Annotated in this window: 36 protein-coding genes and 1 pseudogene; 14 read left to right on the top strand and 23 right to left on the bottom strand. The window is 61.3% G+C overall.

The genetic code is table 11. The features are described 5' to 3' along the window. The first annotated feature begins 8 nt into the window (after positions 1-8). Positions 9-1178, top strand: a complete 1170-nt coding sequence (locus DSC91_RS04010; protein ID WP_229758286.1) for an acyl-CoA dehydrogenase family protein — start codon at positions 9-11, stop codon at positions 1176-1178. A gap of 60 nt (positions 1179-1238) precedes the next feature. Beyond that, a complete protein-coding gene (locus DSC91_RS04015) occupies positions 1239-2567 on the top strand; it encodes an Nramp family divalent metal transporter (protein ID WP_115776937.1) in 1329 nt (442 codons plus the stop codon). Between the two features lie 149 nt (positions 2568-2716). Here DSC91_RS04015 and flhC read toward each other — a convergent pair whose 3' ends face one another. From flhC to DSC91_RS04050, 7 genes and pseudogenes are all read right to left on the bottom strand, one after another. Beyond that, entirely contained in the window at positions 2717-3286 is a 570-nt protein-coding gene (gene flhC, locus DSC91_RS04020; RefSeq protein ID WP_115776938.1) for a flagellar transcriptional regulator FlhC, read from the bottom strand. A gap of 14 nt (positions 3287-3300) precedes the next feature. Continuing rightward, a complete protein-coding gene (gene flhD / locus DSC91_RS04025; RefSeq protein ID WP_028194930.1) occupies positions 3301-3621 on the bottom strand; it encodes a flagellar transcriptional regulator FlhD in 321 nt (106 codons plus the stop codon). 494 nt (positions 3622-4115) lie between these two features. Beyond that, a pseudogene (locus DSC91_RS04030) lies at positions 4116-4481 on the bottom strand (YeeE/YedE thiosulfate transporter family protein); the annotation flags it as partial. Between the two features lie 12 nt (positions 4482-4493). Next, a complete protein-coding gene (locus tag DSC91_RS04035; RefSeq protein ID WP_115779683.1) occupies positions 4494-5024 on the bottom strand; it encodes a GNAT family N-acetyltransferase in 531 nt (176 codons plus the stop codon). 90 nt (positions 5025-5114) lie between these two features. Continuing rightward, complete coding sequence (locus DSC91_RS04040; protein ID WP_115776939.1) at positions 5115-5993, bottom strand: helix-turn-helix domain-containing protein; 879 nt, start codon at positions 5991-5993, stop codon at positions 5115-5117. A gap of 166 nt (positions 5994-6159) precedes the next feature. Then, a complete protein-coding gene (locus tag DSC91_RS04045) occupies positions 6160-6462 on the bottom strand; it encodes an addiction module antidote protein (RefSeq protein WP_115776940.1) in 303 nt (100 codons plus the stop codon). Then, complete coding sequence (locus DSC91_RS04050) at positions 6459-6830, bottom strand: type II toxin-antitoxin system RelE/ParE family toxin (protein WP_115776941.1); 372 nt, start codon at positions 6828-6830, stop codon at positions 6459-6461. The genes DSC91_RS04045 and DSC91_RS04050 overlap by 4 nt, the downstream gene beginning before the upstream one ends. Positions 6831-7122: 292 nt before the next feature. Between DSC91_RS04050 and DSC91_RS04055 the strand changes: the two genes are divergently transcribed. The 5 genes from DSC91_RS04055 to DSC91_RS04075 all read left to right on the top strand — a co-directional run bounded on the left by DSC91_RS04055 (position 7123) and on the right by DSC91_RS04075 (position 9417). Continuing rightward, positions 7123-7491: a nuclear transport factor 2 family protein gene (locus DSC91_RS04055; RefSeq protein WP_115776942.1), complete on the top strand. Its 369-nt coding sequence runs from the start codon at positions 7123-7125 to the stop codon at positions 7489-7491. Positions 7492-7520: 29 nt separating this feature from the next. Continuing rightward, positions 7521-7907 (top strand): hypothetical protein, encoded by a 387-nt coding sequence (locus DSC91_RS38145; RefSeq protein ID WP_229758287.1) that lies wholly within the window; start codon positions 7521-7523, stop codon positions 7905-7907. Next, positions 7901-8365: an RbsD/FucU family protein gene (locus tag DSC91_RS04065; RefSeq protein WP_115776943.1), complete on the top strand. Its 465-nt coding sequence runs from the start codon at positions 7901-7903 to the stop codon at positions 8363-8365. The genes DSC91_RS38145 and DSC91_RS04065 overlap by 7 nt, the downstream gene beginning before the upstream one ends. A gap of 281 nt (positions 8366-8646) precedes the next feature. After that, positions 8647-9078: a DoxX family protein gene (locus tag DSC91_RS04070; RefSeq protein WP_115776944.1), complete on the top strand. Its 432-nt coding sequence runs from the start codon at positions 8647-8649 to the stop codon at positions 9076-9078. Between the two features lie 66 nt (positions 9079-9144). Next, a complete protein-coding gene (locus tag DSC91_RS04075; RefSeq protein WP_115776945.1) occupies positions 9145-9417 on the top strand; it encodes a hypothetical protein in 273 nt (90 codons plus the stop codon). Positions 9418-9440: 23 nt separating this feature from the next. On the opposite strand, the gene DSC91_RS04080 is transcribed toward DSC91_RS04075, so the two are convergent. Together DSC91_RS04080 and DSC91_RS04085 are read right to left on the bottom strand one after the other, a co-directional pair. Next, positions 9441-11132, bottom strand: coding sequence for an MFS transporter (locus DSC91_RS04080; RefSeq protein ID WP_115776946.1), 1692 nt, complete (start codon positions 11130-11132; stop codon positions 9441-9443). 160 nt (positions 11133-11292) lie between these two features. After that, the gene (locus DSC91_RS04085) at positions 11293-12594 is read right to left on the bottom strand and encodes an MFS transporter (protein ID WP_115776947.1); all 1302 of its coding nucleotides are present in this window, start codon (positions 12592-12594) and stop codon (positions 11293-11295) included. A gap of 409 nt (positions 12595-13003) precedes the next feature. Here DSC91_RS04085 and DSC91_RS04090 point away from each other — a divergent pair, with 409 nt between their 5' ends. The 4 genes from DSC91_RS04090 to DSC91_RS04105 all read left to right on the top strand — a co-directional run bounded on the left by DSC91_RS04090 (position 13004) and on the right by DSC91_RS04105 (position 15121). Then, entirely contained in the window at positions 13004-13585 is a 582-nt protein-coding gene (locus tag DSC91_RS04090) for a response regulator transcription factor (protein ID WP_115776948.1), read from the top strand. After that, positions 13554-14360, top strand: coding sequence for a hypothetical protein (locus DSC91_RS04095; RefSeq protein WP_115776949.1), 807 nt, complete (start codon positions 13554-13556; stop codon positions 14358-14360). The genes DSC91_RS04090 and DSC91_RS04095 overlap by 32 nt, the downstream gene beginning before the upstream one ends. A 32-nt stretch (positions 14361-14392) precedes the next feature. After that, entirely contained in the window at positions 14393-14632 is a 240-nt protein-coding gene (locus tag DSC91_RS04100; protein WP_115776950.1) for a hypothetical protein, read from the top strand. Between the two features lie 90 nt (positions 14633-14722). Further along, positions 14723-15121, top strand: coding sequence for a hypothetical protein (locus tag DSC91_RS04105; RefSeq protein WP_115776951.1), 399 nt, complete (start codon positions 14723-14725; stop codon positions 15119-15121). A gap of 111 nt (positions 15122-15232) precedes the next feature. Here the strand turns inward: DSC91_RS04105 and DSC91_RS04110 are convergent, their stop codons facing one another. From DSC91_RS04110 to DSC91_RS04170, 14 genes are all read right to left on the bottom strand, one after another. After that, the gene (locus tag DSC91_RS04110; RefSeq protein WP_244218020.1) at positions 15233-16270 is read right to left on the bottom strand and encodes a phage integrase central domain-containing protein; all 1038 of its coding nucleotides are present in this window, start codon (positions 16268-16270) and stop codon (positions 15233-15235) included. 50 nt (positions 16271-16320) lie between these two features. Further along, a complete protein-coding gene (locus DSC91_RS04115; protein ID WP_073430134.1) occupies positions 16321-16518 on the bottom strand; it encodes an excisionase in 198 nt (65 codons plus the stop codon). A gap of 84 nt (positions 16519-16602) precedes the next feature. Continuing rightward, the gene (locus DSC91_RS04120; RefSeq protein ID WP_115776953.1) at positions 16603-17364 is read right to left on the bottom strand and encodes a PRTRC system ThiF family protein; all 762 of its coding nucleotides are present in this window, start codon (positions 17362-17364) and stop codon (positions 16603-16605) included. Continuing rightward, a complete protein-coding gene (locus DSC91_RS04125) occupies positions 17361-18152 on the bottom strand; it encodes a PRTRC system protein A (RefSeq protein ID WP_115776954.1) in 792 nt (263 codons plus the stop codon). The genes DSC91_RS04120 and DSC91_RS04125 overlap by 4 nt, the downstream gene beginning before the upstream one ends. Positions 18153-18156: 4 nt before the next feature. After that, a complete protein-coding gene (locus tag DSC91_RS04130) occupies positions 18157-18858 on the bottom strand; it encodes a PRTRC system protein B (protein ID WP_162831331.1) in 702 nt (233 codons plus the stop codon). 8 nt (positions 18859-18866) lie between these two features. Next, the gene (locus DSC91_RS04135) at positions 18867-19913 is read right to left on the bottom strand and encodes a PRTRC system protein F (protein ID WP_115776956.1); all 1047 of its coding nucleotides are present in this window, start codon (positions 19911-19913) and stop codon (positions 18867-18869) included. Beyond that, entirely contained in the window at positions 19910-20299 is a 390-nt protein-coding gene (locus DSC91_RS04140; RefSeq protein ID WP_115776957.1) for a PRTRC system protein C, read from the bottom strand. Before DSC91_RS04140 ends, DSC91_RS04135 begins: the two co-directional genes overlap by 4 nt. Before the next feature lie 10 nt (positions 20300-20309). Beyond that, on the bottom strand, positions 20310-20840 hold the full coding sequence (locus DSC91_RS04145) for a PRTRC system protein E (protein ID WP_115776958.1): 531 nt from the start codon (positions 20838-20840) through the stop codon (positions 20310-20312). A 24-nt stretch (positions 20841-20864) separates the two neighbouring features. Then, positions 20865-21098, bottom strand: coding sequence for a hypothetical protein (locus tag DSC91_RS04150; RefSeq protein ID WP_115776959.1), 234 nt, complete (start codon positions 21096-21098; stop codon positions 20865-20867). A gap of 230 nt (positions 21099-21328) precedes the next feature. After that, positions 21329-21535: a hypothetical protein gene (locus tag DSC91_RS04160; protein WP_115776961.1), complete on the bottom strand. Its 207-nt coding sequence runs from the start codon at positions 21533-21535 to the stop codon at positions 21329-21331. 8 nt (positions 21536-21543) lie between these two features. Beyond that, complete coding sequence (locus DSC91_RS37335; protein WP_162831332.1) at positions 21544-21693, bottom strand: hypothetical protein; 150 nt, start codon at positions 21691-21693, stop codon at positions 21544-21546. A gap of 3 nt (positions 21694-21696) precedes the next feature. Next, the gene (locus DSC91_RS37340; protein WP_162831333.1) at positions 21697-21858 is read right to left on the bottom strand and encodes a hypothetical protein; all 162 of its coding nucleotides are present in this window, start codon (positions 21856-21858) and stop codon (positions 21697-21699) included. Between the two features lie 130 nt (positions 21859-21988). Beyond that, positions 21989-22657, bottom strand: coding sequence for an XRE family transcriptional regulator (locus DSC91_RS04165; protein WP_115776962.1), 669 nt, complete (start codon positions 22655-22657; stop codon positions 21989-21991). A gap of 539 nt (positions 22658-23196) precedes the next feature. Continuing rightward, entirely contained in the window at positions 23197-23379 is a 183-nt protein-coding gene (locus tag DSC91_RS04170) for a hypothetical protein (RefSeq protein ID WP_115776963.1), read from the bottom strand. 165 nt (positions 23380-23544) lie between these two features. On the opposite strand from DSC91_RS04170, the gene DSC91_RS04175 reads away from it, so the two are divergent. Genes DSC91_RS04175 through DSC91_RS04185 form a run of 3 tightly spaced genes read left to right on the top strand, consistent with a single transcriptional unit; the run spans position 23545 to position 26512 of the window. Next, positions 23545-24054 carry a phage regulatory CII family protein gene (locus tag DSC91_RS04175; RefSeq protein ID WP_175172100.1) on the top strand — a complete coding sequence of 170 codons (510 nt, stop codon included), beginning with the start codon at positions 23545-23547 and terminating at the stop codon, positions 24052-24054. Between the two features lie 28 nt (positions 24055-24082). Continuing rightward, the gene (dnaB, locus tag DSC91_RS04180) at positions 24083-25450 is read left to right on the top strand and encodes a replicative DNA helicase (RefSeq protein ID WP_115776965.1); all 1368 of its coding nucleotides are present in this window, start codon (positions 24083-24085) and stop codon (positions 25448-25450) included. A 3-nt stretch (positions 25451-25453) separates the two neighbouring features. Beyond that, entirely contained in the window at positions 25454-26512 is a 1059-nt protein-coding gene (locus tag DSC91_RS04185; protein ID WP_208645731.1) for a helix-turn-helix domain-containing protein, read from the top strand. The last annotated feature ends 7 nt before the right edge of the window (positions 26513-26519 follow it).

The raw sequence follows: 26519 nt of genomic DNA on the forward strand, positions 1-26519 counted from the left end.
ATACGCACATGTGGCCCCCACTTTCAGCGCCGACGGTACGCGATCTCGCCGGCTTGCTCGACGCGTTGCGCGCCAGCGCGGCCCAGCGTGATCGCGACGGCGGCCATGCTGCCGGGGAAAAACAATGGATCGCCGATGCCGGTCTGCTCGCGCTTGCGGTGCCGCATGAATTCGGCGGTTCCGGCGCGCGCTGGCCTGAAATCTACGAAACGATCCGGCGAATCGCGCGAGTCGACAGCGCGCTCGCGCATCTGCTCGGCTTCACCTGCCTGCAGGTGGTCAGCGTCAATGTGTGGGGCAATCCGGAACAACGCGCGCGCTATCTGGGCGGTACTGTGGAAGGGCGCTGGTGGTGGGGCAATGCGGTCAATCCGCTCGACACGCGACTCGTTGCAAGCGCAACCGGTGACGGCGGCTATCGTCTCGACGGCCAGAAAGGATTTTGTTCGGGCACGCGCGGCTCGCACATGATGACGGTGTCGGGGCACGATCCGTCCACCGGCAAAGCGGTGTTCGCCGTGGTGCCGACCACGCGCGAGGGCATTACCGTTCACGAAGACTGGAATCCGATCGGCCAGCGGCAGACCGATAGCGGCAGCGTCTCCTTCGCGCAAGTCAAGGTCGAGCCGCATGAGGTGCTGGAGCGGGCCGACACGCCCTACGCGAGTTTGCGCACGCTGATCTCGCAGCAGGTGCTGACCAATCTGTTCGTCGGCATCGCACAGGGCGCGCTCGAAGAAGCGCGTGCATACGTCACGCAGCACGGCAAACCGTGGATCTCCTCCGGCGTCGACAAAGCCACCGACGACCCGTATCTGATCCAGCGTTTCGGCGAGATGCGTCTGCAGGCGGTGAGCGCGGAGGCATTAGCCGCGCGTGCCGCCTACGCACTCGAAGACGCATGGCAACAAGGCCCGGCGCTGGACGCCCAAACCCGCGCGCACGTGGCGCTCGCCACCTCGGAGGCGAAAATCGTCGCGCACCGCGCCGCGCTCGACGTCAGCGAAAAACTGTTCGACGCCTGCGGCGCGCGCGCCACCCACGCGCCGCTCGCGCTCGACCGTTTCTGGCGCAACGCTCGCGTGCATACGCTGCACGATCCGCTCGACTATCGCGTTCGCGACGTCGGCCGTTATGCGCTGAGCGGGACATTGCCTGAGGTTTCTTTGTACACTTGAGGCGGTTCGCGGCGGCCGGCATGAGGCGTCGCGGTTTATCCCCTTCGAGAGACCATCGGCTTGCAGTTCAAATTACCGACCACCGCAACGGCGCCGTTCTGCCCATCCGAGGTGCAAGGCACGGTCGCCGTCACGCAAGGCGCGCCGTTCTGGAAAAAAATCCTGCAATTCGCGGGGCCCGGCCTGCTGATTTCGATCGGCTACATGGACCCCGGCAACTGGGCCACCGATATCGAAGCAGGCTCGCGCTACGGCTACAGCCTGTTGTTCGTCGTCATGCTGTCGAGTCTTGCGGCAATGGCGCTGCAATGTCTGAGCATGCGCCTGGGCATCGCCACCGGGCGGGACCTCGCGGAATTGTCGAGGCTGCGTTATTCGCCCGGTGTCGCGCGCTTTCAGTGGCTGCTCGCCGAACTGTCGATCGTGGCCTGCGACCTGGCCGAAGTGCTCGGCGGCGCGCTGGCTTTCCATCTGCTCTTCAAGTGCTCGCTGACCGCCGGCGTGTTGCTGACCGCGTTCGACACGCTGATCGTGCTGGGCCTGAAGGGCAAGAATTTCCGCGATCTCGAAGCGATCATGCTCGGCCTGATCGCGACTATCGGTGTCGGCTACATCATCGAGTTGGCGCTGGTGGGGCCGCATTGGCCGTCAGTCGCGCACGGACTGATTCCTTCGTGGCAGGCGCTCGGCAGCCGCGAGCCGATGTATCTGGCAATCGGCATTCTCGGTGCGACCGTGATGCCGCATAACCTCTATCTGCATTCGTCGATCGTGCAGACCCGCGCGGTCAAGCGCGATCCGGCCAGCATCCGGTCGGCGATCGGCATGTCGCGCATCGATACGATCGTCTCGCTGGTGATCGCGCTGCTGATCAACATGGCGATCCTGATTCTCGCGGCCGCCGCGTTCCATGCGACCGGCCACAATCAGGTCACCGAAATCGAAGACGCGTACAAGCTGCTGGCGCCGATCGTCGGCACCGGTTTCGCGGCGGTGCTGTTCGCGATCACGTTGCTGGCGTCGGGACAAAGTTCGACCTTCACCGGCACGGTGGCGGGACAGGTCATCATGGAAGGCTTCCTGAAGCTGAAAATTCCGTGCTGGCAGCGGCGCTTCATCACGCGGGCGCTTGCCCTGATTCCGGCGCTGATCGGTGTGCAGATGATGGGCAACGGCGCAGTCGGCAAGCTGCTGGTCGCAAGCCAGGTCGTGTTGAGCCTGCAACTGCCGTTCGCCCTGTATCCGCTGATCCGCATGACCAACGATCGTTCGCTGATGGGCGAATTTGCCAACAGGCTGCCGACGCGGCTCCTCGCGTGGTCGCTGTTTGTAGTGATCAGTGCGGCGAACCTGTGGCTGGTGGCGCAGACGGTGGGGTTGGTGGATTGACGCGGGGGTAGGCGGTGTTGAGCTGGCGGGTGTCCGATGCCGGCTGTCATGGCGAAGGTCAAATGAAAAAGTCCGCGCACCGCGCGGACTTTTTTCTGGGTGCTTCGGTTCGAATCAGGCTGGACCGGCCTTCATCGATTCCGCTCGACTCAGGCGGCTTGCGCAATCTGCGCTGCTTCGAGCGCTTCCTGACGAGCGGCGGCGGCCTTCTTGGTCTTGCCCGCGCGTGACGGCGGCTGGCAGGCGCCACACACCACGTTGTGTTGCAGGTCGTGCTTGTGCGCGACGAACTTGCCGGTGCAACGGCAGCATTTGGTCTGTTGCAGGATATCGGCGTCGAAGAAACGCACCAGCGTCCATGCACGCGTCAGATCCAGCACCGGTTCGGTGTCGCTATGCTGACAATGTTCCAGATACAGCCGATACCCTTTGGTCAGCGCATCCAGGTGCGAGCAACGCGCTTCGTTCTTGAGGAACAGGTACGTGTTGTAGAACAACGACGCGTGGATATTCGCCAGCCACGTCATGTACCAGTCCGCCGAGAACGGCAACATGCCCTTGGGCGGCGACACACCCTTGACCTCGCGGTACAGCCGGATCATGCGGTCGCGCGAAAGCGTCAACTCGCTTTCGAGCACCTGCATGCGCGCGCCGAGTTCGATCAGCGCGATGGCACGGAAAACTTCTTGTGCGTCTTCCGTCAGGCTACGCTTGAGCATCGCGGTCACCTCGATTAAGCAAATTGCTCTGCAGGCTGGCCTGCAAGCAGGATCGCCGCGTGAGTCGGTGCAACGGCTGCATGCTTCGTCGTCTGCGTCAACGCCGACAACATCGAGTGGTCGTTGAAGCGGAAGAAGCACAAAAGCTGATCGGAAGCGGCCAGCTTGACGATCTGCGCGAGCGACAGCCCGGCAAGCAAATCAGCCAGTTCCGACGACAGTCCCAGTCGGAACATACCGACCGGTTTGTCCTCACGCAACATACGTTGCGCGAGCATGATGTAAGACAAGTTGATCTCGCGGATTGAATCCAGCGTCTCGCTGCTACGGTCCATTTTTTGTGTTTCCGAAGCCCCGAATTACTATGTCGGCTTTTTTTGCCGTTATGTCTTTTGTGCCTCACCGGAAACGTTGTCCTCCGGCTACATGTCACCACTTGATACAGAGGGCGACTTTTTGATACATCGCGTTACATTTCGTAACAGCTTGGGACGAATTGTATGAAGGGCAAAACAAGAAATCAATCCCTTCTCAAAAAAATATCCCAAAAAGATACATCGAATTTCGGTAACTCTTTCACAGTCCTGTAATAGACGATGCTTAGCAGATTTTTGGTCGTCTGAGAATTTCGTCTGATCCATGAAAACCCTTGTGTGGTGGGCTCCTGCGTCTTTCATCTGAGTAATGGCGCATGTCCGGTCGAGAGCCGGAAAATCAGGACTGAATCAGAAAGGGAATAGAAAGCGAGTCCAATTGAAAGTAATAAATACCGTTCATTGGCACTGCTGTGGGGACAAATCAGGCGTGTAACAGGTTGGTGCGGCCCCAGTTACAAACGAGGTCGCATTTGTAACTTCTGGCAACCGTTTGCGCGGAGCCGTCCGGCTTCGAGGCCGAACGCCGGGCGAAGGCGACTGTCGAGTACGTTGCGGGCGTGGGCGACGAACAGCCACAGCCAGCTGTTCAAGCTGCCTGACACGCTGCCGCTGAAATAGGCGCCGATGTTACAACCGCAGGCCAGGCGGGCTCCGTAGCCGCGCATCGGGCCGCCGACTATCGCTGCGATCGGTGAGCGGGCCGGCACCTTCCACACCGGCGCGTAATGGCGCGGCAAGTATGGCGGCTGTCATTGCGCTGCGCGGAGGGTGATGCCGATGTTCATCACCGTGATGACGTCATGTGTAACAGGGGCCGCCGCCGATCGCTGCTACAGGAAGCGCGCCATCAGATCGGCGTCGTGAAACACCCCGCTGACGTTCAACGCGCCGGCCTCGCAGCCATATTTGCGAAAACCAAGCGACTCATAGAGTTTGCGTGCCGCCTCGTTCCGGCTACCCACCATCAACTGGATCTGCCGCAGGCCTTCTATCCGTGCCGCCCGCGCCAGCAACTCATTCAGCAAGGCGCGCCCGACTCCGCGGCCGGCGGCTTCCGGTGCGACATACATACCGATGACGGAGGCCTTGTGCCGTTCCTTGTCGCTCCGGCTACGCAGCAATCCGACCACGCCGATCAACGGCGCATTCGCCGATTCATAGGCACCGAGCAAAAAGTCGCCTTCGGCTGCGCGTGCGCCCTGCAACATCGCCTCGTGTTGCGCGGCGCCTTTGGCCACCGCTTCCTCGTAGCTTTGACCGAAGGACTCCGGATGCGCTTTCAGTCCACGGAGGCGAAGCTGAAAGTAGGCGTCGCGGTCGGCAGGACCGAGTTGGCGGATGAGTGGGGCGTTGTCGATCAAATGTGTATGTCCGTTCTGTTTGAATGGCGCCGCAAGCGGCAATAATCTCGTTTTCGATGTTGCTCGGGTATCTGCGGTTATGCGGTCCTGCTATGGTTTCGCGGCTTGAACCTCTTGGCCCTCGGCGCGTTGGCTCGCGGCAAACTCGCGCAATGCCGCCGAGGTTTGCTGATCGGCGGGAAAGAACGCTTCAATAGCAAGCTCCGACAGTGTGACGTCTACCGGCGTGCCGAATACGGTTGTCGTGCTGAAGAACGACAACACGCCGATTGGCGTGCGCAAGCGCAGCGGCACTGCGATCTGACTGCCTGCGGCGTCGTCCTGGTCGGCCGCTTCCGCGCCGGGCGGAGCGGGATAGGCGGCGAGTTCGTCGCGCAGTGCGCTCAACGTGTCGTCACCGCTCACGTCGACTTGTCGCTGGAGCCGGGACAGCGCGTGCGCGCGCCACGCATGCCAGTTGACGATCGACGCTGCGATGCCTTCCGGATGCAAGCTCAGTCTCATCGCATTGACCGGCGGTTTCAGAAGTTCCGGGCTTGCGCCTGCAAGCAGCGGTGCAAGCGCATTGTTCGCGGCAACGATGGTCCAGTGACGGTCGATCGCGAGTGCCGGATACGGCTCGTGGCCTTTGAGCACCAACTCGACTGCCTCGCGTGCGGCGGCCAGTTGCGGGTCCGTCAAAGGACGTTCGCGGAACAGCGGTGCATAGCCCGCCGCGATCAGCAGCGCATTGCGTGCGCGCAGAGGCACGTCGAGCCGCTCGGCGAGGTGCATGACCATTTCCCGGCTAGGCGCCGCGCGGCCCGATTCAACGAAGCTCAGATGCCGCGTTGAAATGTCGGCTTCAGCCGCGAGCAACAACTGGCTCATTCTTCGCCGCTGCCGCCATTCGCGCAGCAGATCGCCGACCGTGCGGCTTGCCGTTGGCCCGTTCGACGGGAGGGTATGCGCTGGAGAGAGTGTGTTCATGCTGCCGATGATAGCCAAAGCGTGTCAGCGATCCATTACCTGACAGGTAATGGAATACTCGAGAATACCCGTGAATACCAGGGAATATCCGGGAAAGCGTAGGAGCATTCACGAATACGCCGCTCATTCAGGGCGTTCAATCAAGGGGCAACACGGCAGTCGCGAATCAGGCGGGCGCCACGCCTTCCGGCACTGCGTTGAGTTTGACGCCGAGCGCGCGCAGCAGTTTGAACACTGTATCCATGCGCGGTTTGGAGCCGGGTGCGAGTGTTTTATAGAGGCTTTCACGCCCGAGCCCCGCGTCGGCCGCGACCTTCGCAATGCCGCGGGCTTTTGCGATGTCGGCAATTGCGGCGAGAAGGAGATCGGCGTCGCCTTCTTCAAGCGCTGCGTTGAGATACTCGGCGATCATCTCGTCGCTATCGAGGTAATGCGATGCGTCGAACCGTGCGGTTTTGACTTTGCTCATGACAGTTCCTTTCTGATGTCTGCCCACATTGATTTGGCATGCCTGATATCGGCTGGCTGCGTGGATTTGTCGCCACCGCAGAGCAGCAGGTACACCATGCTCCCTTCGCGCGCGAAGTAGACCCGATAGCCGGGACCACAATCGATGCGCATCTCGGACACACCGTCTTCCAGCAGCTTGACGTCACCGAAATGACCTCGCTCAGCACGCCGGACCCGCACCAGGATTTTCGCCCTCGCGCGCAAGTCTGCGAGGCCGGCAAGCCAGCGGTCGAATTCTTCGGTGCGGTTGACCGTGTACACAGGCGGTGAACCGATTTGTTGATGAGTGTATCCTTTTGGATACGATCGTGCAAGTGTAAAAACCATATTAGAAAAGCGGCTCGTGTCCGCACCCGTTCAGTTCGTCACATGCCGCGAGTCAACGCCGCGCGGCCCTCATTTCCGCCATGAGGTTAGCGGCTGATGCCGCCCCTGACGATTCGGCCAGATGGCCAATCCGACGGTAAAAAGGCGCGGTTCCGCGCGACGGCGCACCCGGATGCTTACCTCCCACGTAATCGACTCGCCGCGCTCCAACCGCCAATCTTCACTCCGAGCCCGCCGCATACAACGTGTCTGCCGAGCGTAGTGCTCAGTCATGCCAATCAAGGAGTCTGAGATGAATGCGCATACCGATCTGATCGACCGTTATTTCGACGCATGGAATGAAACGGATGCGTTGCGCCGCCGCGAACTGATCGCCGCGACGTGGGCTGCCGATGCCGACTATCGCGATCCGCTGCTTGCCGGCGCGGGCCATGACGGCATCGACGCGATGATCCGCGCGGTGCATGAACGCTTTCCGCATCACACGTTTCGCCGCACGACGGAGGTCGACGGCTTCGCGAACCGCCTGCGCTTTTCGTGGGCACTCACCACGCCGGCCGGCGAGGCGATCGTCAAGGGATCCGACTTCGGCGTGCTCGACACGCATGGCCGCCTGCAGGCGGTGACAGGTTTCCTCGACCAGGTGCCTGCCGCCACCTGAGCACCCGCAGTGTTTTCAAGGAGACGATCATGCACGAGTCCGCCGCCACGGCTCCCGGTACTGTCCTCACGATCGCGCGCCTGTCGGGCGCCGTCGACGCGCTCTGCAGCGCGATCGCCGGCTTCGCTCTGCTGGCCGGCGCACGCGCGTTCACCTTCACTGCGTTGCTGGCCTGGCGCGAGCCGGTGCTGGGTGGCGCGGGTCTCGTGCTGCTCGCGTTGGTCGGATGGCTGCGGTGGCAGTGTCGTGGGGATGCCGCTCGCCGCATCGTGCGGCACAGCGGCTTGACGATGAACCGCGGGCAACGGACCGTGCGTCGCGGGCTTGCTACAATCGGCCGCAACGCGCCACAGGGACAATCCGCCCGAACCCGGGCGGCTGGCCGTCAATCGAACCTCAAGGAGACACCGTGCTGAAGAATCTGGACCCGCTGCTGAATGCCGACGTGCTGCATGCGCTACGTTCGATGGGCCATGGCGACGAACTGGTGGTGTGCGACGCCAACTTCCCGGGCGCGTCCGTCGCGCAGGAGACGGTGTTGGGCAAGCTGCTGCGACTCGATGGCGTGAACGCACCGCGTGCCATTCGCGCGATTCTGTCGGTGATGCCGCTGGATACATTTATCGAACGCCCGGCATCGCGGATGGAAGTGGTGGGCGAGCCGAATACGATCCCGGCCGTTCAGCGCGAAGCGCAGATCGAGATCGATGCGGCGGAAGGGCGCGAGGTGCCGCTTGCTTCGGTCGAACGGTTCGCTTTCTATGAGCGGGCGCGCAAAGCCTATTGCGTGATCGCCACCGGCGAAGAGCGCGGTTATGGCTGCTTCGTATTTACCAAGGGTGTCTTGCTCGCGCCGGATGCGCCGCAGCAATAGCATCGCGCACCGGTAGCGTGGCGATGACGCGCGGCAATCCGATCGAAATCGCGACCTGTCCTCTTGCATAAGCACAACCGGCACGCCGTCCGTGCCGGGCCAGAGCGGGCGCTCGCTGAGCGCCCGGACACCTTCTCCGTCCCCTCGACACGACACGAATTGCGCGGTTCACACCGGCCTGTGCTTGGAAAAGGCGGGCAACGCACCTATGCTCAGGTGCAAAGTGGGGAACTGCGGCCGCCCGGCCGGGTCTGCTGCTTATTCATTTACAGGAGCCCCTCATGACGCGTCCCGTCGATTCCGGCGTCATCCTCATCGCGCGTATTGCGCTTGCCGTGCTGTTTTTGTGGGGCGGTGTGATGAAACTGCTGGGCTACGCGGGCTTCGTCGGCTATCTGCATGCGAAGGGGGTGCCGTTCGTCCAGATCGCCGCGCCGATTGCAACAGTGATCGAGGCACTCGGCGGTCTGCTGCTGATCGTCGGCTTCAAGATCCGCCCGCTCGCGCTCATTCTGGCCGTCTACACCGTGGCGGCCGCCGTGCTGGGCCACGATTTCTGGAACGTGACCGATCCCGCTTTGCAACGCGATATGGTGATCCACTTCTGGAAGAACATCGGTATTGCCGGTGGTTTCCTGCTGCTGTTCGTGACCGGAGCGGGCCGTATCAGTATCGACGGCGCGCGTGCGCCACGCGGCGGCCTGAATCTCTGATCACGCAATTGTGACGTAGTCTGTGCCGGCCGCTTTGGGTTGCGGCCGGCAGCAAGGGAGCAAGTGATGATTCAAAGTTTCGAGCAAATCATTGGTGGCAAGGTTACGCAGTTGTGCGCAAGTCTTGGCGAAGGGTCTACGCCGCATCGCGTCATCATCAGCTTTGCCGACTCGGCGAAAACATTGGTCGTCCTGGATGCATCCGGTCTTATCGGCACGATCAAGGCCGAAATCGAACAGCCGGAAAAGCTGATCGCGGACGCGATCGCCAAGGCGCAAAGCGAAGGGTTGATCGAACGCGCGATCGATACTGGCACAATTCAGGAAGCGTCGCTGTAATACGGCAACGCGGGGTGGGACGATCAGCGCGATTCACCCACGTGCCGGGAACCCGTCATGCGAGGTTTCGAGGCCGACGACGCGTGCGGCTCCGGATGGACCAGACAGCCCATGACGCCGCTGATCACCAGCAGACCGACTGAGATAGCCGTTGCGGCCTGCATCCCCACGACGATCTGCGTGGCGGCCGCGCCGCTCGCCAACGCGCCGAAGGCAGCGACGCCTACCGCGCCGCCTGCTTGCCGGGCGGTATTCAGCACGGCGGACGCAGTGGCCGCGCGCTTCGCTTCGACGGAGGCCAGCACGGCGGTCGTCATCGCCGGGACGGCGAGGCCCATCCCGGACGGAATCAGCAGGAACGGCAGCAGCAAGCCGATCAACGGCGTGGACGCATCCACGAAATGCAGCAGGCCATAACCGAGCCCCGCGGTGATTGCGCCGGCGATCATCGGCACACGTACGCCAAAGCGCCCGACCACCCAGCCGCTCGCCACGTTGGAGATCAGAAAGCCGCCCGTCAACGGCAGGAATGCGAGACCCGCCTGCAGCGGGGAATAGCCGCGTACGCGCTGCAGATACAGGCTCAGTACGAACACCATGCCGTAGTACGTCAGATTCACGCAGATGCCGAACAACACCGCCGCATTGAACGTGCGCTTGCGAAATAGCGAGAGCGGCAGCATCGGTGCCGCGACGCGCGATTCCACGACGATGAAGGCGGCGGTCGCGATCAGCGCGAGTATGAAACCCCCGGCGACCAGCGGATGGCTCAGCCCCAGCGGCCGCCATTCGATCACCGCGGCGACGAAGGCGGTGAGCGCGACGATCGCAAGGGTCTGACCGCTCAGATCGATGCCGCGCGGGGTCGCCTCAGCCGTGGGGGCGACTGTTGGCTCGGTCGTAGCCTTTGCTGAAACCTGTGTCGTAGTCCCTGTCGTAGTCCCTGTCGTAGCGCCGGCCGTGGGCCCGGTCGTAGCCCTTGTTGCAGCCTGTGTCGTAGTTCTCGTCGTAGCGCCAGCCCCAGTCATGGCGCCGGAAGTAGGCCCGGTCGTAGCCCTTGTCACAGCGCCAGCCTCACTCATGGCGCCAGCCTTAGCCCCGACCACTTGCTGCGCGTCTTTGCGCGCGGACTCAGGCCGCGGCAGCCAGACCAAAGTCGCCAGCAAACCGGCTGCGCAGATCGGCAGATTGACGAGAAAGATACTGCGCCAGCCGAACGCCGCGATCAGCACGCCGCCGAGCACCGGTCCGGCCGCGATCGCAATCGCACCCGCGGCGGTCCACAGCCCGACTGCGCGCGCCCGGAGCTTCGGATCGTGGCCGTATGACTGATTGAGCAGCGCCAGCGAATTCGGCAGCATGGCGGCGGCGCCGATGCCTTGCACCGCGCGCGCGGCGACCAGCATGGTGGCATCGAGCGCCAATCCGCAGGCGAGCGACGCGAACGCAAACAGCACGATGCCGGCCGCGTACATGCGTCGTGCGCCGAGCCGGTCACCGAGTGCGCCCGCCGACAGCATCAGCACGGCGAACACGAGCGTGTACGCGTCGACGACCCATTGCAGGCCCGCGACATTCGCGTGCAGGTTGGCGCCAATCTTCGGCAGGGCGATGTTGACGATGGTCACGTCGAGTTGCGTGACGACGAAGCCGACGCTGACGGTCGCAAGGACGCGGCCGAGGGCGGGCGAGACAGGGGGAGTGCAAGCGTTCATGAGGCACATCGTAGGCCGATGCGACGCACGACGTTTCGGTCCGGCGTGAAGTGTCGAAATTGCCGGAATTACCGGAATTGTCGAATTTACCGGAAAGGCGGGGCGTGAAGCCGATGGAAACAACAGCGCACCGCGCGGTGCGCTGTTGGAGGCAGATCGATTAACGCGCGTGCGGCGCGTCTTTGATGAACAGCGTAGTCAATGCGCCGACAATGCAGATCGCGCCGACATACAGCGGTGCGGCCATCGGGTTCGACTTCATCATCAGCGAAACGGCGATGGGCGTAAGGCCGCCGAACACCGCGTAAGCGACGTTATACGAGAACGAGATGCCCGAGAATCGCACGACCGGCGGGAACGCCTTGACCAGCACGAACGGAATCGCGCCGATCACACCGACGAACAGGCCGGCCACGGCGTACAGCGGCACCAGCGTCGACGGATCGACGGCGAGCTGCTGGAACATTACGTAGTACGTCACGGCCAGTGCGAGGCCGCCGATGAAGATCGTGCGTCCCGCGCCGATGCGGCCGGCGATCGAGCCCGCCATCACGCAGCCGATCGTCAGGCACAGCGTCGCCACGCAATTCGCCAGCAACGCGGTGGCCGGTGCGATATGAAACTGCTTCTGCAGCAGCGTCGGCGTCATCAGGATCACCACGACGATCGCGGCGGACAACATCCACGTGAGCAGCATCGACACGATCACGGCGCGGCCGTGATCGCGCAACACGGCCTTGAGCGGCACTTCTGCGGCGATCGCCTTGCGTTGCTTGAGCTCGGCGAACACAGGCGTCTCATGCAGCCAGCGGCGCAGATAAACCGAGAACATGCCGAATACGCCACCGACGAGAAACGGAATGCGCCATGCGTAGGCGGAGATTTCCGCCGGCGCGAAATTGCGGTTCACCGCCGATGCGATCAGCGAGCCGAGCAGGATGCCTGCCGTGAGGCCGGCCGTCAGCGTGCCGCACGCATAGCCCACGTGCCGTTGCGGCACGTGCTCGGAGACGAATACCCATGCGCCCGGCACTTCGCCGCCGACCGCCGCGCCTTGCATCACGCGGAACACCAGCAGCAGCACCGGCGCCATCACGCCGATGCTGGTGTAGGTGGGCAGCAGACCCATCATCAGCGTCGGCACCGACATCAGCAGCACACTCAGCGTGAACATGCGCTTGCGGCCGAACAGGTCGCCGAAGTGCGCCATGATGATGCCGCCGAGCGGCCGCGCCAGATAACCCGCGGCAAAGATGCCGAAGGTCTGCACCTGACGCAGCCAGTCCGGCATCGCGGCCGGGAAGAACAACTGGCCGATTGCCGGCGCGAAGAATACGAAGATGATGAAGTCGTAAAACTCCAGCGCCCCGCCGAGTGCGGCGAGGCCGAGCGTCTTGTAATCGCTTCGCCCAAGAGGGCGTGGGGTGACAGCCTGCGCTCCACCCAGATTTGTCGCTTGCATTGCTTGTGTCGTGTCTTGAATTGGGAACCACACGTAGCGCGTGGAAATACGGCGGTCGTCGGGCGAGAAGTGTGGCAAGCGCGGGTAGAGCACGGGACACCGGCGCGCCGGCCCGGGTAGGGCAGGCGCGATGACGACTGGGGCCAGGGCGGGGATTTTACAGGATGGAAGCCGGTCGCCTCGGGAAGTGCTTAATTAGATTGGGAAAAGTTCCCCGAAACGTGCCCTTTCGATGGCGGCCAGGATCGTGAGGGCGGTGCGTTGTCCGAGCCGTAGCGGTTGTGTGTAGGAATCCAGTGCACACGTGTCGGAAGGGGGCGATCGGCGCGCAAATTAGGAATGCTCCTATGGGATGGCTTGGGCGTCCCTCTGAGAATCGCGTCCGAGCTTATTCGTTACGAGTTATCCCATGCGCATTGCCATCCTTCAGCGTGACCCCGTCATGCGTCAGTCGATCGAAAAGGTCCTTATGAGCGCCAGCCATACGTGTATGGTCTACGACGACGGTCTGACCATGTCGAAAGCGCTCGCCCGTTCCACCGTGGACATGCTGGTGCTGGACTGGCAAGGCACTCGCCTGTCCGGCTCCGAAGTCCTGAGGTCGGTGCGCGCGGTCGGCGGCGACCGCCTGCCGGTCCTGTTCGCTTCGGCCGAGACGTCCGAGGATAGCGTCGTGCGCGCCTTTGCCAGCGGAGCAGACGACTATGTCGGGCTGCCGCTGCGTCCGGGCGAGTTCCGCGAGCGTGTCGCGGCATTGCTGCGTCGTGCTTATCCGGATCGCTTCAGCGCCGCGAGTTTCGATGTCGGCCCGTACCATTTCGACATGTCCCGTCGCCCGCAAAGCCTTATCCAGCAAGGGTTGTTCAATAGTTGTTCAAAATTCGTTCAAAACTCCCAGTGCCGATTCGCCGTGCGCGGTAGGATAGCGCCACAAAACACAGAAACTCCCGGGGGAGCACGTGGGCGCACAACTGATCAAGATGCAACGTAGTAGGGATGCCAGAAGACGATTCGAGAATATCAACCAGAAGCGCGACGCCTATCTGATCGTCCACTACTCGTGTGAATCGTTCTATGACATTAAGGACGGGCGAACACCGCGCATCACTTCGATTGCCATCCGGAATTTCGCTTCGGGTCAAACGCACTCGTTTTCGATTCACAAATGCGCCGAACAAAGCGGCGTAAGCGCGGCTGACATTCCGAACGACTACGATAAGTTAGAACGGATGATGCTGGATGAGTACTTTGTATTCGTGCGCTCTCAAGGTGGGTTCAACTTTATCCACTGGAACATGCGGGATAACAACTTCGGCTTCCAGGCTATAGAGCACAGGCTGAAGGTGCTGAAGGGCGACCCTTTTGTGATTGACGACGCCCGCAAGTTCGACATGGCTAAAGAGCTAATCGCGATCTATGGCCCCGGCTATGCGCCTCACGGGGAACACGGCCGCCTATTCAGCCTTATGGACCTGAACAAGATCACGGCGAAAGACGCCATGAACGGCAAAGAGGAAGCTCGCGCGTTCGATGACAATCAGTTCGTCGCCCTTCACCAATCGACACTGCGCAAAGTGGACGTGATGTCCAACATTTTGGAACGCGTGCTGGATGGGTCGCTAAAAACCGCGGCCACTTGGTGGGAGGCGCGTGGTCTGCATCCTGTTGCGATCGTTGAGCTTGCGAAAGAGCATTGGCTTTGGACGTTTTTCGCATTGCTTTTTGGTGCGATAGGCATTGTGTCCTCAATCAAAGGGTTACTGTAGCCATCTGTTTCGTGGTCTAACTGGAGGCGACAATGACAAGTATCGACGAGCAGCGGGCAGAAGAGCGGGCTGCAATTGACAACGAACGGCGTGCGTTTGAGCGGCGCCAACGAGCATTCATCAAGGTCCATCAACAGTTCGCACCACAAGGCAACGGGGCACCCACAGATGTGGACCTAGAAGAACTTGACGCCGCAGATGCAGACCATCGAGCAGCTGTCGCGGAGATGGATCGTATCTCCGAAGAAATACGCACCGGTAAGCGCCGATAGCCCCGCTAGAGGGTAGGTGGCTTGGTGATCGCGCGCTCAGGGGCAAACTCGGCCAACGGGCGTAATCGATAACCAAGAAGGAGATTAGATATGAATGTAAGCAAGATATTATTGTTGGTTATGTTGGCAACAGCTTCCGACATAGCGCAGGCAGAGGTCAAACTCATGTTGTTCGGGGGCACGAGCCATGATGTTTATTTGGGCTGTCTGAACTGCTCAGATGTGGCACCGGATTCAGTCCACAATGATATCGGCCAATACGGTTCAGACATTTCGCCGCAGAGCATCTTCAATGACATAGGCCAATACGGGTCAGACATTTCTTCTGAAAGCCCTTGCAATGACATAGCATCTGATCCGCCGGTGATCGTCGACCAAAATGGAGGATTCTACGGGTATCTGACGCTCAATGATACGCATCCCAAAGCAGTTACCGATCAGAACATCCTGGCTTGGTTAAAATATAAAGTCTGCAAGGTGCACCGCTGACCGCCCCGAAGGGCGGCTTTCGAGCGGGGCAGATGGCTGGCGGGTCGGAAGCTGCGGCACGACCACGGCCCATTGCGTGACGATCCATATGCGCCTGGATACCAACTCCCGTCACCTTGTGCTGATTCTCACCTTCAGAGGTTCAAGGCCACGCGAATTTGCATACAGGTCAGCAATCACGTCTGTCATATGCCCGAGTAGCGCTTTGGTGTCGACGCCGCCCTGTTCCATGTAAAGTCGTTTCGTCAGACTGCGCATTTCGTGGAAGGTCGGCGCGTCGTCGCCCGTGATGCCGGCAAGGTCGCGTGCTTCCTTGAACTTCGACGTGAAGGTCTTTATCTTGATCGCCGCTCCTTTGGGCGCGTTTACGTTTGGCCTGATGTGGTGGATCAGGTATTTGCTGACGATCCCTGTGGACCTGCAGCGCGCGATTACGTCGGAGAGCGACATCCCGAGCACGTCCATGCGCAGTTCAACCGGGATCGCGATGCGCACGCCTGTTTTGCCGCGCGTTAGCACTGCATGGCCGTCCTGTTGGAAGCTGCGCTCCCAGCGTGCTACCGTGGAACGGTCCTGCCCGGAAACGAGCGCCAGCAGCATCGCATTTTGCAGCCACAGCGCTACCTGCGGCGCCTTCTCGTAGATCGCCTGGAATTCCTCGAACGTCAGTCGTCGGCGCTTCACCGTAACCTTTGCCTTGTCGGTCGCGTCGGCGGGGTTCCTGTCCATCCAGCCAAGTGCCATGCCCCGGCGACACACGGCGCGCATGCGACTGCGGATGTGAACAGCCCATTGCATTTTGCCGCGAGCTTCGACCTTCTCCAGCATGTCGGCGACGTGTTTCGTCGTCAGGGCTGCGCACGGGACTTTCCCGATCTCGTCGCGAATCGCGGAATCCACATACTTCCTGTGGCGCACCGTCTCGGGCTTCGCCTTGCCAACGGGCATCTTGTCCAATAGATCGCCGATAGTCTCTCGCGGCGTGTCCAGCCGCTCACTCAGGCTTCTTGTCACCTTGCCGGCTACTGCCTTGGCGTTCGCCTCCTGCGCTTCAAAGATCGCGAGTGCGAGATCGATGCGCCCGAGGACATACGTCTTCCCGTCACGCGGGTCGCGCCAGGTGTAGTAGCCGGGGCGTGGTTCGTGCATGTTGGCCGGCCAGTTGGCGCGGCGCCGGATGCGTGGTCGTGCTGCCATAGTTATTGAGGAATTCGTTGCGCAAGGCGTGGGCGAACCGTGCCGTCCTGAAAGACGGCGTTCTGTTCGACGTAGTAAGAGCGGCCGACCTTCACCGGCGTGGGAAAGATTTTCCCTGCGTTGATCCAAAGGCGCGCGGTGCGGATCGCCGGCGGCGGATCGAACTCGCGTTTCAACCACTCATCCAACCTGACTTTCATTTGACCTCCCGGGATTTGTGCATGGTTTTGAGAATTTGTTGTGCTGTTGCGGGCAGCGGGCCGGCATGATTGCCGCTGATCGGATCAAGCGGCATTTGTCACCTCGGCGTGCCCAGGCAAGCTATCCACGGCCAGCGGCCGAACGTGCCCGGTTTTCAGGTTGACGAACGCGCCGCACCAGCTGAGCCGACCGTGTCGGAAAAACTCCCACAGGATCCCGAGCGCCGGCGTCACGATCGCCTGGTTGATGAAAAGCTCCTGCCGCTCGAGCGCTTCGGCGAGGCCGCAACTGGGCGCATCGTCTTCCGGAACCGTTGTGTCGATCAGCTCGGGCAGCACGTCGTATGGCCAGCGCAGTGGCGTGCTGCCTTCGCGCGCCGCGGTTGGCCTCGATCCGAAGATGACCTGCCCGTCGCTGGCGCGATTGCCTAGATCCATCACATACGCCGCGGTCTTCCCGATTGTTGTTGCAAGCTTTGCTCGAGCAGCTGCGCTGTCGACGCACAGAATCGCGATGCCCGCGCCCAGATGCACGAGTTCGCTGGTACTCGCATGGATCGGGCGAGCATGCCAGTCGAGACCAAAGAACGCGTTGAGTCGGTGAACCAGCACGATGCTCTTGTGCATGCCGATGTCGGCTGGACTGAACATCTGACGGCCGATGTTCGCTTCGCTGACCGTATCGCCGTCGAACGCGGTGACGTGCAAGCCCGGATGCCCGAGGGCGGTCAGCGCATGATTGAGTCGCGCGAGGCCTGTCAGCATTTGCGAGCCATTGCCACCGCAGCCGATCAGCGCGATGTTCACGCGCCGATCGAGAAAATGCGCGGGCGTGATGTGCGTCATGCCGGCTCCGGAACCTTGAATACGGCGGACACCGGCACTTTCAGCGGAATGACCATGCCGAGCACGCAGAGACGGAACGCGACGCTCGGCGTTCCGCCATCCCCGAGGCCGCCAAGCACCGCCGAGATCTTCACTTCGCCGGCATCGTCTTTATCGTCCTTTGGGCTGAAGTACGCGGGCGCGGCGCCATGGCTATGGAGGTCGATCGCGAGCGATTCGTGCGGCTCCAGCACCGGTCGGTCGAACTTGATCTCGTCGGGCGACGTGGACGAAACATGAAGCGGCTTATAGGTGAGTGCCTGCTTTTCCTTATCCCACACCATCCACGCGGCATGCTCGTTCGGCAGGGCGCTTTGTGCTTCCTCCGCGAACGCCTGCACGAACGGCAGCGCGACGCCGAGCCGACCAAACGCGAGTTCGATCTTCGGCGTGACCACGCCATATGGCGGGCGCGGGCCAGTCTCGCTGTGCTTCGCCAATTGCTGGATCACATGGAGCCACGGCCGGCGCACCTCGACGAACACGCCCTCGGCGGTCATCAGGAAGCGGTGGCCGACGTCGAGCAGCGGAGCGAACTGTGCGTGCTTCGGCACGGCGACCGTCGGGGCGCTATCGAACAGCGCGACGTCGAGCGGGAACGCCTCGTCGTCTTCTGCCGCGGCGATCGCACGCGGTTTGGCGCGCGCGATCTCGTCGGCGACGCCTTGCGAAAACCGGTCGAGTGCAGTTGCGATGTCGCGCAGGCCTGCCTGCGTTGCGTCTTGAAACAGGGTGAGTAGTTTTTCCATGGCGTCAGTCCAGAGTGGTGATGTTGTCGATCACGTCCGCGAGCGTTCGCTTCGTGTCGATCAGGCGGTCAAGGGGAAATTCGGCGCCGTCGAGCAGGTCGAGCCAAAGACGCTCAGCGCCGCCGCGTCTGTGGATAAGTCGTTCGTTATTGGGGTGGGTAAAGCGGCTGCGGAAAAATGCATCCTCGAACGGCTTGATGCTGGCCGTATTGACGGCGTCTGGAGTCGTGACATTGCCGACGCAGATCTCGCCGTTTTCCCAGACGTTGTAATAGGGCGCGGTGTACAGCTTCGTCGTCGGGCCCGGCCGCTCGTTGTCGCGCAGCGCGAAAATCGACCAGCTGTCACGGTTGACAATGAACACCAGCGGCGGATGTCTGGCGTCGCCGGCACGCTCGCCGATCTTGTCGGTCGACTTGAACCACACGCGGCGCGTGCAGGCGGGAATCCACCACGCCAGCATGTTCGGGGCGAAATAGACGACACGCTCGTGCACGAAACCGCGATAGCTGGTTTTGCGGGCGGCGATCTCGGCTATCTCAGCCAACTGGTCAAGTGTGATCGGCACGCCGGGTAGCAACGTCGGAAGGCCGTTGACGACCCGGGCTGAGTGCTGCGTCGCGTAGACATACTGGGTGCCTTCCGAGCGGTAGAACAGCAGCGCGCTGTCGAGCTGCAGCTCCACGTCGTTGTCCTGGGCGATCACGACGGACTTCATGCGAACACCCGCACAAGTGTTTTTGCCTGGTATTCTTCGCGGCCAAGTATGCCGAGAAGGTGCTCGACAGCCTTGGCCAGAAGCGCAGTTGCTTCCATCTGCTTAAGCCATGTCGCGATGTCGCCGCCGACGATGGCAAGCGGTGTCGCGGATGCTGCGCTGAGAAACTCGCCGTCGGCTATGTATTGCAGGAAATCATCGACCACGCGGCCGACAACGTCGTCTTCGGTCCACCGCACGACGAGGGCAAGGTCAATGGCATCGAGACCGGCACCGCCGGTTCCGACATCCGCGAACGGCCCGTAGAAACGCGCAATGTTCCAGACGGTGTCCATCGCCGCGACCACCTCGGCAGCGAATTCATCGCGACCTGCGGCGCGTTTGACCTGGGCACGCGAAAGAACACGCTTCGGCGATGCCGCCCACTCTGGCATGCCGCGGAAGAACTTGTCTCGCGTGAAGAAATCGAACGTCTCAATCAGTTCTTCGCGGGACTGACAGTCGTGCAGGCTCATCGCTTCCTCTATCGCGACAGACTCGTCGGACTCGCCGTACCAGTAGGTGTATTGGGCGATGCCGAGGGCGTAAGCGGGCGTGCAGATGGTCGGCAGCATGCTGCATGCGTCATAGAGCGCGGCAAGTAACGTCTGGCCCAGCCCTTCGCGCAACTGTTCCAGCACAGTGATCGCACCGCCAACGCAAACTTGAGGGCACGAGATTGGGCCATTCGTGGTCTGCACCATTGCCCACAACTGATCAGTCCGTTTGAGCGAGTCGGGGAAATACCCATCGAGCGCCTGTTCGAGCTGGAGATTCCAGTCGAACAGGTGCATACCGTGGGTAATGCGATTCCAGCGGCGGGTGAGCGCGGTCGTCGCGAGTGCGAGTTCCGAGCGGGGCCGGCGCGCGACATCTTCGGCCTCGATCACGCCGGACTCGAGAAGCGACCTGGCGAGCGGGTATGTAAGCGACTCGCCCGAACTGATCGTGTACACGCCCGGAATATCGGTGAGGGAAGGCAGGGCAATCGGCGAGAAACTCATGGCAGCACCGGCATACTGGAAACGGGCAGTTGCAGACGCACGCCGGCGACGCGCCGCGACGCGAGGGCATGCAGGCGGCGTGCGAGCTGGTCCTCAGCGGCCCGCGCCTCGATCCGGTGCTCACCGGATGGTGTCAGCGGGCCGCGCTCGAGCTCGGCGCGCAACTGCTCGAGCGTCATGGCGCCGCCCTTTGTGCCGACAGCGCGGCGGAACGTGTAGATGTTCTTGTTGCCGACGACTTCCGGCCCCTCGATCTCGGCGTTGACGATCTCCGGATAGGTATTGCCATAGAAGTCGCGCACCTGATGAAGCGAGAAGGTCGGCGACGGATCCGTGAGCTTGGCGCCGTTGTAGCGGAATTCGCGAGCGAGCGTTTCGGTTTTCATCGGTCGCTCCTTAAAGCAGGTCGACGCCGTCATCCCCGGCGGCGGACTGCGCGTTGCTGGAATCCTGCTCCGCAGTTACTGCAGGTATTTCGGAAGTGGCGGTCTCGGCGGCTGGTTCGATGCCGGGAATTTGCGTTTGGCGTGGGTCGGTCGGGGGCGTATCGCCAGCACCGTCACCGTTGTCGTTCTCTGTCGGCGCCGGCTGTTCTGCGGCACGCTTGCGGCCACCTTTGCCTCTCGACGTCGGCGCGGACTGTCCTTTCGTTCCTGCATCGACAGTACCGTTCGCGGTGCTCGCGGCGCGCGCCTGGTCGAGCACCGACAGTGTGCTGGGCTCGTAGATCGAAACCGCTTCAGCGAAATCGCGATCGAGTTCGTCAGGCGTCGCGAGGATGGACAGCGGGTAGAGCGGTTTTTCGCCCTTCGTGTCGTCATTGGCGCGTGGTGTGACGTTCACGCGCAACTGGTCACCTTCGGCGGTGATAAGTAGCGTGAGGGTCGTGCGTTTCGCGAGTGGGTACAGCGATGCAAACAGGGACATTGCGCTTCTCCGTTCAAGGTGGGGTTAGTGCTGCTTTGCGCGCCACTCGGCGAACGGGCGGCGCAAGAGGTTGTGAAAGCGCTCTGCCGCAGCTTTGTCGGTGGCCAGCGCCCGGCGGCTGTCGATCTGACAGACGGTGCGGATAACTTCCGCGGCTTCGTCGGCGGTCAGTTGCTCGACCTGTGCCTCGGACGACAGCCACTCGCGAAATTTGGGATCGCGCGGCAGCATGCCGGCGAGTTGCGATATGTTTGCCATGGTTGCTTGTCAGGCCGCGAGGCCGTCGTAATTGCGGTCGGCGAAGTCTGTGTCGCCTGGGAAACGGCCACTGCCGTCGCTGCGATACCCGCGGAAAATAGAGCCTTGGCGATGCGGAAGCCAGTAGCCTTCGCAGTCGCACCGCGGTAACCGGGCGAAATGGTCGGGGTGTTTGCGCAGGCAGCGGCGAGTCGCGCACTGGCGGCAGCGAACGTGGTATCGAGTCATAGTCAGTCGTCGAAATCGCCGCTGGCGCGACGCTTCACGTCGCCTCGTTCACGAAGGCGCCGCTGTTCGCGGAGTTCGCGTGCGCGCGCTGACGATTCGAGCGTCTGGCGAACCTCGGGTTTCTGAATCGCTGAGTCGAAGTTGCCGACCATATGCAGCAGTTGCCACTCGACACGTAGTAGATGGCGCGGCAGCGGACTCCTGTCCATTGCTCGCCTCAGATATGGTGAGCTGATAGGGGCCGCGCGGCTGATGCGATGTCGCTATCAGGATTGATGGCCGCCAGCGCGAAACTCGCGAGGGCCGCGATGATCCAGATCGCCCAGATCGGCAGGATTCTCTGATTGTTCGAGTGAAGACGTGCCATGGTTTAGCCCTGCACGCGAACGACATCAGTCACGGCAACACAGCCGGTGACGTGCATGGCTTGTTGAGCGGCGCTGACTGCGTCAGCGGCTTGGACCTGGATGTACGAACGGAGCGCACTCGGTTCTTCGCCCTTCATCAGGTAATAGCAGCGGTAACTTTTCATCACGCATCTCCATGGGAAACGTGACGAAGGATAGAACACTAAACCTCAGTCGGTCAAGAAAACTAAACTGTTTGGTGCGCTGGACGAAAAAAAACCCGCGAGATGCGGGTTCTGGATATGTACGGGACCTTTACGAAGGTCGCCAGGATGACTTTTTCACAATCGCCCCGACGTAATGCATCTTGCTGATGCTCTCTTTCGGAAGGGCGATCGTTGCATGTGCTTCGTTTGTCGAAAGCAGGTGTATGCGACCTGCCCGTGAATAGGCCAATTCCTTGATCATCACCCGGCCATCGGTTGCTTTCACAAGAACCTCATCGCCAGGTTCGACAACCCTGTTCGGCTCGATGATTACGTATTCGCCGTCTTTAATGCGCGGCCGCATCGAGTCCCCGGTGCACTTCAGCGCGTATGCATCTGGGTCTGACGACGGGAAGTCAACAAAACCGTCGCCTTGTCCGACTGGATATTCGATGTCGGCCCAGTATCCGTTGTCTCCTAGCTGCGCCATGCCTAGGACCGGGATGGCGCGACTAGGGGCAACCGGTAACGGATTCCATTCAATTTCATTGTGCTCTATCCCCGGAGTTCTCTTGTTTCCTTTGCCCATGACGATCCACACCGGGTTGTAGCCGAGCGCGTTTTGGATGCCGACAGCGTACTCGAGCTTGATGGACTTGATTTGACCGGATAGCCACTGGCTTACGGTGCCCTTTGAGACACCTGCGTGATGGCCGAGCGTGACGCTGTCTACGCCGGTTTCGTCGAGGATGGTTTGGATGCGTTCACTGAGCGTCATGGTTTAAGAATCTAAACCAAATGTGGTTTAGAAAGCTTGTCACGGTTTAGTTTAGCGTTCTATACTGCGGTCCATGAATGCGACCAAAGTTATCGAAGCGATGGGTGGCCGGCGCCGGGTTATGGACATAACCGGCCTAAGCAAAGGCCGCATTTCGCAGTGGACAAGCAGTAATCACATCCCGGATTCCTGGATGGTGGCGTTCCGTGCGCTCGATCCGGAAGCGGTTCGCAAAGCCGAGGGCGGAGAGGCTCCAACACCGCAGCCATGAACTTTCGAAACGCGCGCTCAGCATGTCGTTGCTGCGAGCCTTGGCTGATAACGAGTTTTGTCTTGCGGTGGAAACGTTGGCTACCTGGTGTGCGATTGATGACAGGTCTACGCATGAAGCGTCTCCGCACCAAAGAAACGGGCGGTAACCCGGCTTGCGGATATTGATAGCGACCCGGGCTCTTGCCTATCGATCGTTTGCCATAGGACCGACTTCCAGCCGGACGACGCCGGAGTCGCGTTGTCCGGCCGGTTCCCTCTTTCGGCGGCTAGTCCTGTACTGGATTTTTCAGGAGCCAGTCCGAGTACGTTTCGATGAACTTGATGCAGAAGTTTGCTGCGTCGTCGCCTCGGTTCTGAGGCCCGCCGTTGAATTGCATCAGGTTCGGTTGAGTTTCGAGAATTTTCAGCAGTAAACGACGTGCGGATGTGCGTGCGGCGGGCTTTTCCATTTGTTTTCCTTTTTTCGATCGTTGTTTGTTGATGCGCAACTATTTTCTCACAGCACCTTGAGTCTTCAAGTCGGTTCATTTTTTCGTCCCGTTGTTGAGGGCCAATCGTAGAAAAAAGAACCTCGCGTAAACAGCATGAAAAACAGTTATTCACAAGGGGTTAGCGTGACCTGCAGATACAGCGATACAACATGGATCGATGTCCTCTATACGTCAGTACTCAAAACGCCGGGCAAGGTTGAGGATGCCGCGCGCTTTCTCACCGACCGTCGCGGCATCCGCATTACTGGCGAATCGCTTCGTCTGAAATTGCGCGAAGTGGAGGGCGCCCGGATCTCGGGTGAAATGTTCGAGCTGCTCGTCGAATGGATGCTCGAGAAAAACCAGCCGCACGCGCTTGATGCCGTGCACGCGTTCAATGCCCGCTTCGGACTGGTGGCCGCGCTGAATGAGCGGCCTGATGCGGAGGAGGGTATCACCGCGCTCGTTACCGCTGCGCTCGGCGTGAGCGACAAGACCGGCCGCCTCGCGGAGGAGGTTCGGCGTGCAGCGTTCGATGGCGTAATCGATCCACACGAAGTTGCGGCGATCGAACGGATCGGGCGCGATGGCCAGCGCCAGATCGAGCAGACGATCACGACTGCACGCGCTGCCGCCGGCATCAATCGACAGTAAGTCGCGTTTCGCTCACCGGGGAGAATACATGGGTGCAAAAGACCCATTGGAAGCGCACGCGCCTATCGCATCGACTGAGTCCGAGCAGGCTGTGCTGGGCGCACTCATGCTCGATAACAGCGCGTACGATCGGATCGGCCAGCTGCTGGCGGAAGACGATTTCACGGTATCAGATCATCGCCTCATTTTCCGGGCAATCACGCAGCTGATCCTTGGGCAGAAGCAGGCTGACGCGATTACGGTGTTTGAGCGTCTGCAGGCGACGGGCGCACGGATCAAACAGCCGCTGCAGTACCTCAATGAGATCGTCCAGTCGACGCCGGGTGCGGCGAACGTCGCGCGATACGCGGAGATCGTCCGGAATCGGTCGATGCTGCGCGGCTGTCGTCGCGCGGCGATGCAGGTGATCGATATGTGTCACAACACCGCTGGACGCGAGGTATCGGAAATCGTCGATCACGCGCAGTCTGCGTTTCTGCGGCTCTCCGACACCGATCGTCGCAAGGACGACGAGTTCAAGCCACTCGTGCCGGCACTGACACGCGTGATCGAAAGGATCGACGAGCTTTTCCACAGGGAAAACAAGGGCGGCGTTACTGGTACGCCGACGGGCTTTGTCGATCTCGACAGTCGGCTCGACGGCATGCACGAAGGCGAGCTCATCATCGTGGGCGGTCGGCCCTCGATGGGCAAAACGTCGTTCGCCATGAACATCGGCGAATACGTGGCGATGCAGCTCGGGCTGCCCGTCGCGGTCGTATCGATGGAAATGCCCGCCGAGCAGCTCGCGATGCGCATGCTCGCGTCGACGGCCCGCGTCAATCAGCACCGCCTGCGCACTGGCACGCTCGAGGACGACGACTGGCCGCGCATCACGCACGGCGTGCAACTGATGGCAGACGCGCAGATCCACGTGCTAGAGGGGGCATCGCTCACGCCTTCGACGCTCAAGGGCAGGCTGCGCCGGTTGCACCGCGAGTGCGGGCGCCTGGGCGTTGTCGTCGTCGACTACCTGCAGCTGATGTCGGGCGATGGCGGCAATTCGGACATGCGCGCGGCCGAGGTGAGCGAGATATCGCGCTCGCTTAAGCAGATCGCAACGGAACTTCGCGTGCCTGTCGTCGCGCTGTCGCAGCTGAACCGCGGCCTTGAGCAACGCCCGAACAAACGGCCGGTCATGTCCGATCTGCGCGAGTCTGGCGCGATCGAGCAGGACGCCGACGTCATCCTCTTCATCTATCGTGACGAAGTCTACAACCCCGACAGCGCCGATCGCGGCACTGCGGAAATCATCATCGCGAAGCAGCGCAACGGGCCGATCGGCACCGTGCGACTCGCATTCCAGAACGCAATAACCCGGTTCGAAAACTTTGCCGACCCGGGCTCAGGATATTGATCTATGACCACCGTGTCCCCTTTCTTCACCTGGCGCCGTGCGATGACGGGCAGTGAACTGCCGTCGACCACGAAACTGGTGCTGTTTGTGATCGCCGAATACACCAATGCAATGGACGACACCTGCTGGCCGTCTGTCGAAACGATCGCCGAGAAGGCGAGCCTCTCGGAGCGTTGTGTCAGCAATCACCTCGACGTCGCGGAGCGCAACGGATGGCTCACGCGCTGGAAGTCGCGCAGGCCAACGCGTCGCTGGGCGCATGCGCACTATCGGCTGTCGATCCCGGCGGACGTCGCGCGCCGTCAGCGTGATGCCATTGATTTTGATCTCGCGGACGATGCCGAGATGTTGAGCAATCAGGAACCACGTTCAGCTAACCCTGGGGAGTTGGATGAACGTGGTTCCGAAGTTGCACAGGAAACAGGCAATCCGGAACCACGTTCAGGTAACCCTGCGGAACTGGATGAACGTTGTTCGGAAGTGCCCGGCGCGCAGCCCCTGCCGGCGGCCAGTCCGGAAAGTTACCGGAACCACGTTCCTACTAATAACCCAGTAAACAGAAATACAAGTAAACCCTCTCTATCTCAACCCTTAGCGGTTAACGAAGGTAAGGGCGTTCAGAGAGAAAAACAGGATGAAGGTGCGATGTCGCTCGCGAACTGGATGCTCGAGCGCATCCGGGCACGTCTGCATGACTTTGCATCGCCCGACATCGACGAGTGGGCGCGGGAAGTCGAGGCGATGCAGGCCATAGACGGTCGTGGCCTGCAGAACATCGCACGGCTGTTCGCGTGGGCGGATCGTGACAGGTTCTGGGCGAAGGTCATCACGTCACCTGCGCGTTTGCGAAAGAACTGGGAGGAGTTGCGCCGTCGGCGCAATGACGCGCTGACCTCGACGGCCGCTAATGCGACGTCGCAAACCGTGAGTGCGGCTGACGATCGCGTCTGTGCTCACGTTGGGAACGGTTGCCGCTGCACGCATGCCGCTACCACCATCATCGGCGCCGGTTCAACGCGGCGCGGCTATTGCCGACAGCACATCGGCCAGTACGAAGACTGAGGACCGG

The sequence above is a fragment of the Paraburkholderia caffeinilytica genome, assembly GCF_003368325.1.
Lineage (GTDB): Bacteria > Pseudomonadota > Gammaproteobacteria > Burkholderiales > Burkholderiaceae > Paraburkholderia > Paraburkholderia caffeinilytica.

Coding starts and splice junctions, on each gene's coding strand:
- DSC91_RS04010 (WP_229758286.1), top strand. CDS start 9: ATGTGGCCCCCACTTTCAGCGCCGACGGTACGCGATCTCGCCGGCTTG.
- flhC (WP_115776938.1), bottom strand. CDS start 3,286: ATGCTCAAGCGTAGCCTGACGGAAGACGCACAAGAAGTTTTCCGTGCC.
- flhD (WP_028194930.1), bottom strand. CDS start 3,621: ATGGACCGTAGCAGCGAGACGCTGGATTCAATCCGCGAGATCAACTTG.
- DSC91_RS04040 (WP_115776939.1), bottom strand. CDS start 5,993: ATGAACACACTCTCTCCAGCGCATACCCTCCCGTCGAACGGGCCAACG.
- DSC91_RS04045 (WP_115776940.1), bottom strand. CDS start 6,462: ATGAGCAAAGTCAAAACCGCACGGTTCGACGCATCGCATTACCTCGAT.
- DSC91_RS04050 (WP_115776941.1), bottom strand. CDS start 6,830: ATGGTTTTTACACTTGCACGATCGTATCCAAAAGGATACACTCATCAA.
- DSC91_RS04055 (WP_115776942.1), top strand. CDS start 7,123: ATGAATGCGCATACCGATCTGATCGACCGTTATTTCGACGCATGGAAT.
- DSC91_RS38145 (WP_229758287.1), top strand. CDS start 7,521: ATGCACGAGTCCGCCGCCACGGCTCCCGGTACTGTCCTCACGATCGCG.
- DSC91_RS04070 (WP_115776944.1), top strand. CDS start 8,647: ATGACGCGTCCCGTCGATTCCGGCGTCATCCTCATCGCGCGTATTGCG.
- DSC91_RS04075 (WP_115776945.1), top strand. CDS start 9,145: ATGATTCAAAGTTTCGAGCAAATCATTGGTGGCAAGGTTACGCAGTTG.
- DSC91_RS04080 (WP_115776946.1), bottom strand. CDS start 11,132: ATGAACGCTTGCACTCCCCCTGTCTCGCCCGCCCTCGGCCGCGTCCTT.
- DSC91_RS04085 (WP_115776947.1), bottom strand. CDS start 12,594: ATGCAAGCGACAAATCTGGGTGGAGCGCAGGCTGTCACCCCACGCCCT.
- DSC91_RS04090 (WP_115776948.1), top strand. CDS start 13,004: ATGCGCATTGCCATCCTTCAGCGTGACCCCGTCATGCGTCAGTCGATC.
- DSC91_RS04100 (WP_115776950.1), top strand. CDS start 14,393: ATGACAAGTATCGACGAGCAGCGGGCAGAAGAGCGGGCTGCAATTGAC.
- DSC91_RS04105 (WP_115776951.1), top strand. CDS start 14,723: ATGAATGTAAGCAAGATATTATTGTTGGTTATGTTGGCAACAGCTTCC.
- DSC91_RS04110 (WP_244218020.1), bottom strand. CDS start 16,270: ATGCACGAACCACGCCCCGGCTACTACACCTGGCGCGACCCGCGTGAC.
- DSC91_RS04115 (WP_073430134.1), bottom strand. CDS start 16,518: ATGAAAGTCAGGTTGGATGAGTGGTTGAAACGCGAGTTCGATCCGCCG.
- DSC91_RS04120 (WP_115776953.1), bottom strand. CDS start 17,364: ATGACGCACATCACGCCCGCGCATTTTCTCGATCGGCGCGTGAACATC.
- DSC91_RS04125 (WP_115776954.1), bottom strand. CDS start 18,152: ATGGAAAAACTACTCACCCTGTTTCAAGACGCAACGCAGGCAGGCCTG.
- DSC91_RS04135 (WP_115776956.1), bottom strand. CDS start 19,913: ATGAGTTTCTCGCCGATTGCCCTGCCTTCCCTCACCGATATTCCGGGC.
- DSC91_RS04140 (WP_115776957.1), bottom strand. CDS start 20,299: ATGAAAACCGAAACGCTCGCTCGCGAATTCCGCTACAACGGCGCCAAG.
- DSC91_RS04145 (WP_115776958.1), bottom strand. CDS start 20,840: ATGTCCCTGTTTGCATCGCTGTACCCACTCGCGAAACGCACGACCCTC.
- DSC91_RS04150 (WP_115776959.1), bottom strand. CDS start 21,098: ATGGCAAACATATCGCAACTCGCCGGCATGCTGCCGCGCGATCCCAAA.
- DSC91_RS04160 (WP_115776961.1), bottom strand. CDS start 21,535: ATGGACAGGAGTCCGCTGCCGCGCCATCTACTACGTGTCGAGTGGCAA.
- DSC91_RS37335 (WP_162831332.1), bottom strand. CDS start 21,693: ATGGCACGTCTTCACTCGAACAATCAGAGAATCCTGCCGATCTGGGCG.
- DSC91_RS37340 (WP_162831333.1), bottom strand. CDS start 21,858: ATGAAAAGTTACCGCTGCTATTACCTGATGAAGGGCGAAGAACCGAGT.
- DSC91_RS04165 (WP_115776962.1), bottom strand. CDS start 22,657: ATGACGCTCAGTGAACGCATCCAAACCATCCTCGACGAAACCGGCGTA.
- DSC91_RS04170 (WP_115776963.1), bottom strand. CDS start 23,379: ATGGAAAAGCCCGCCGCACGCACATCCGCACGTCGTTTACTGCTGAAA.
- dnaB (WP_115776965.1), top strand. CDS start 24,083: ATGGGTGCAAAAGACCCATTGGAAGCGCACGCGCCTATCGCATCGACT.
- DSC91_RS04185 (WP_208645731.1), top strand. CDS start 25,454: ATGACCACCGTGTCCCCTTTCTTCACCTGGCGCCGTGCGATGACGGGC.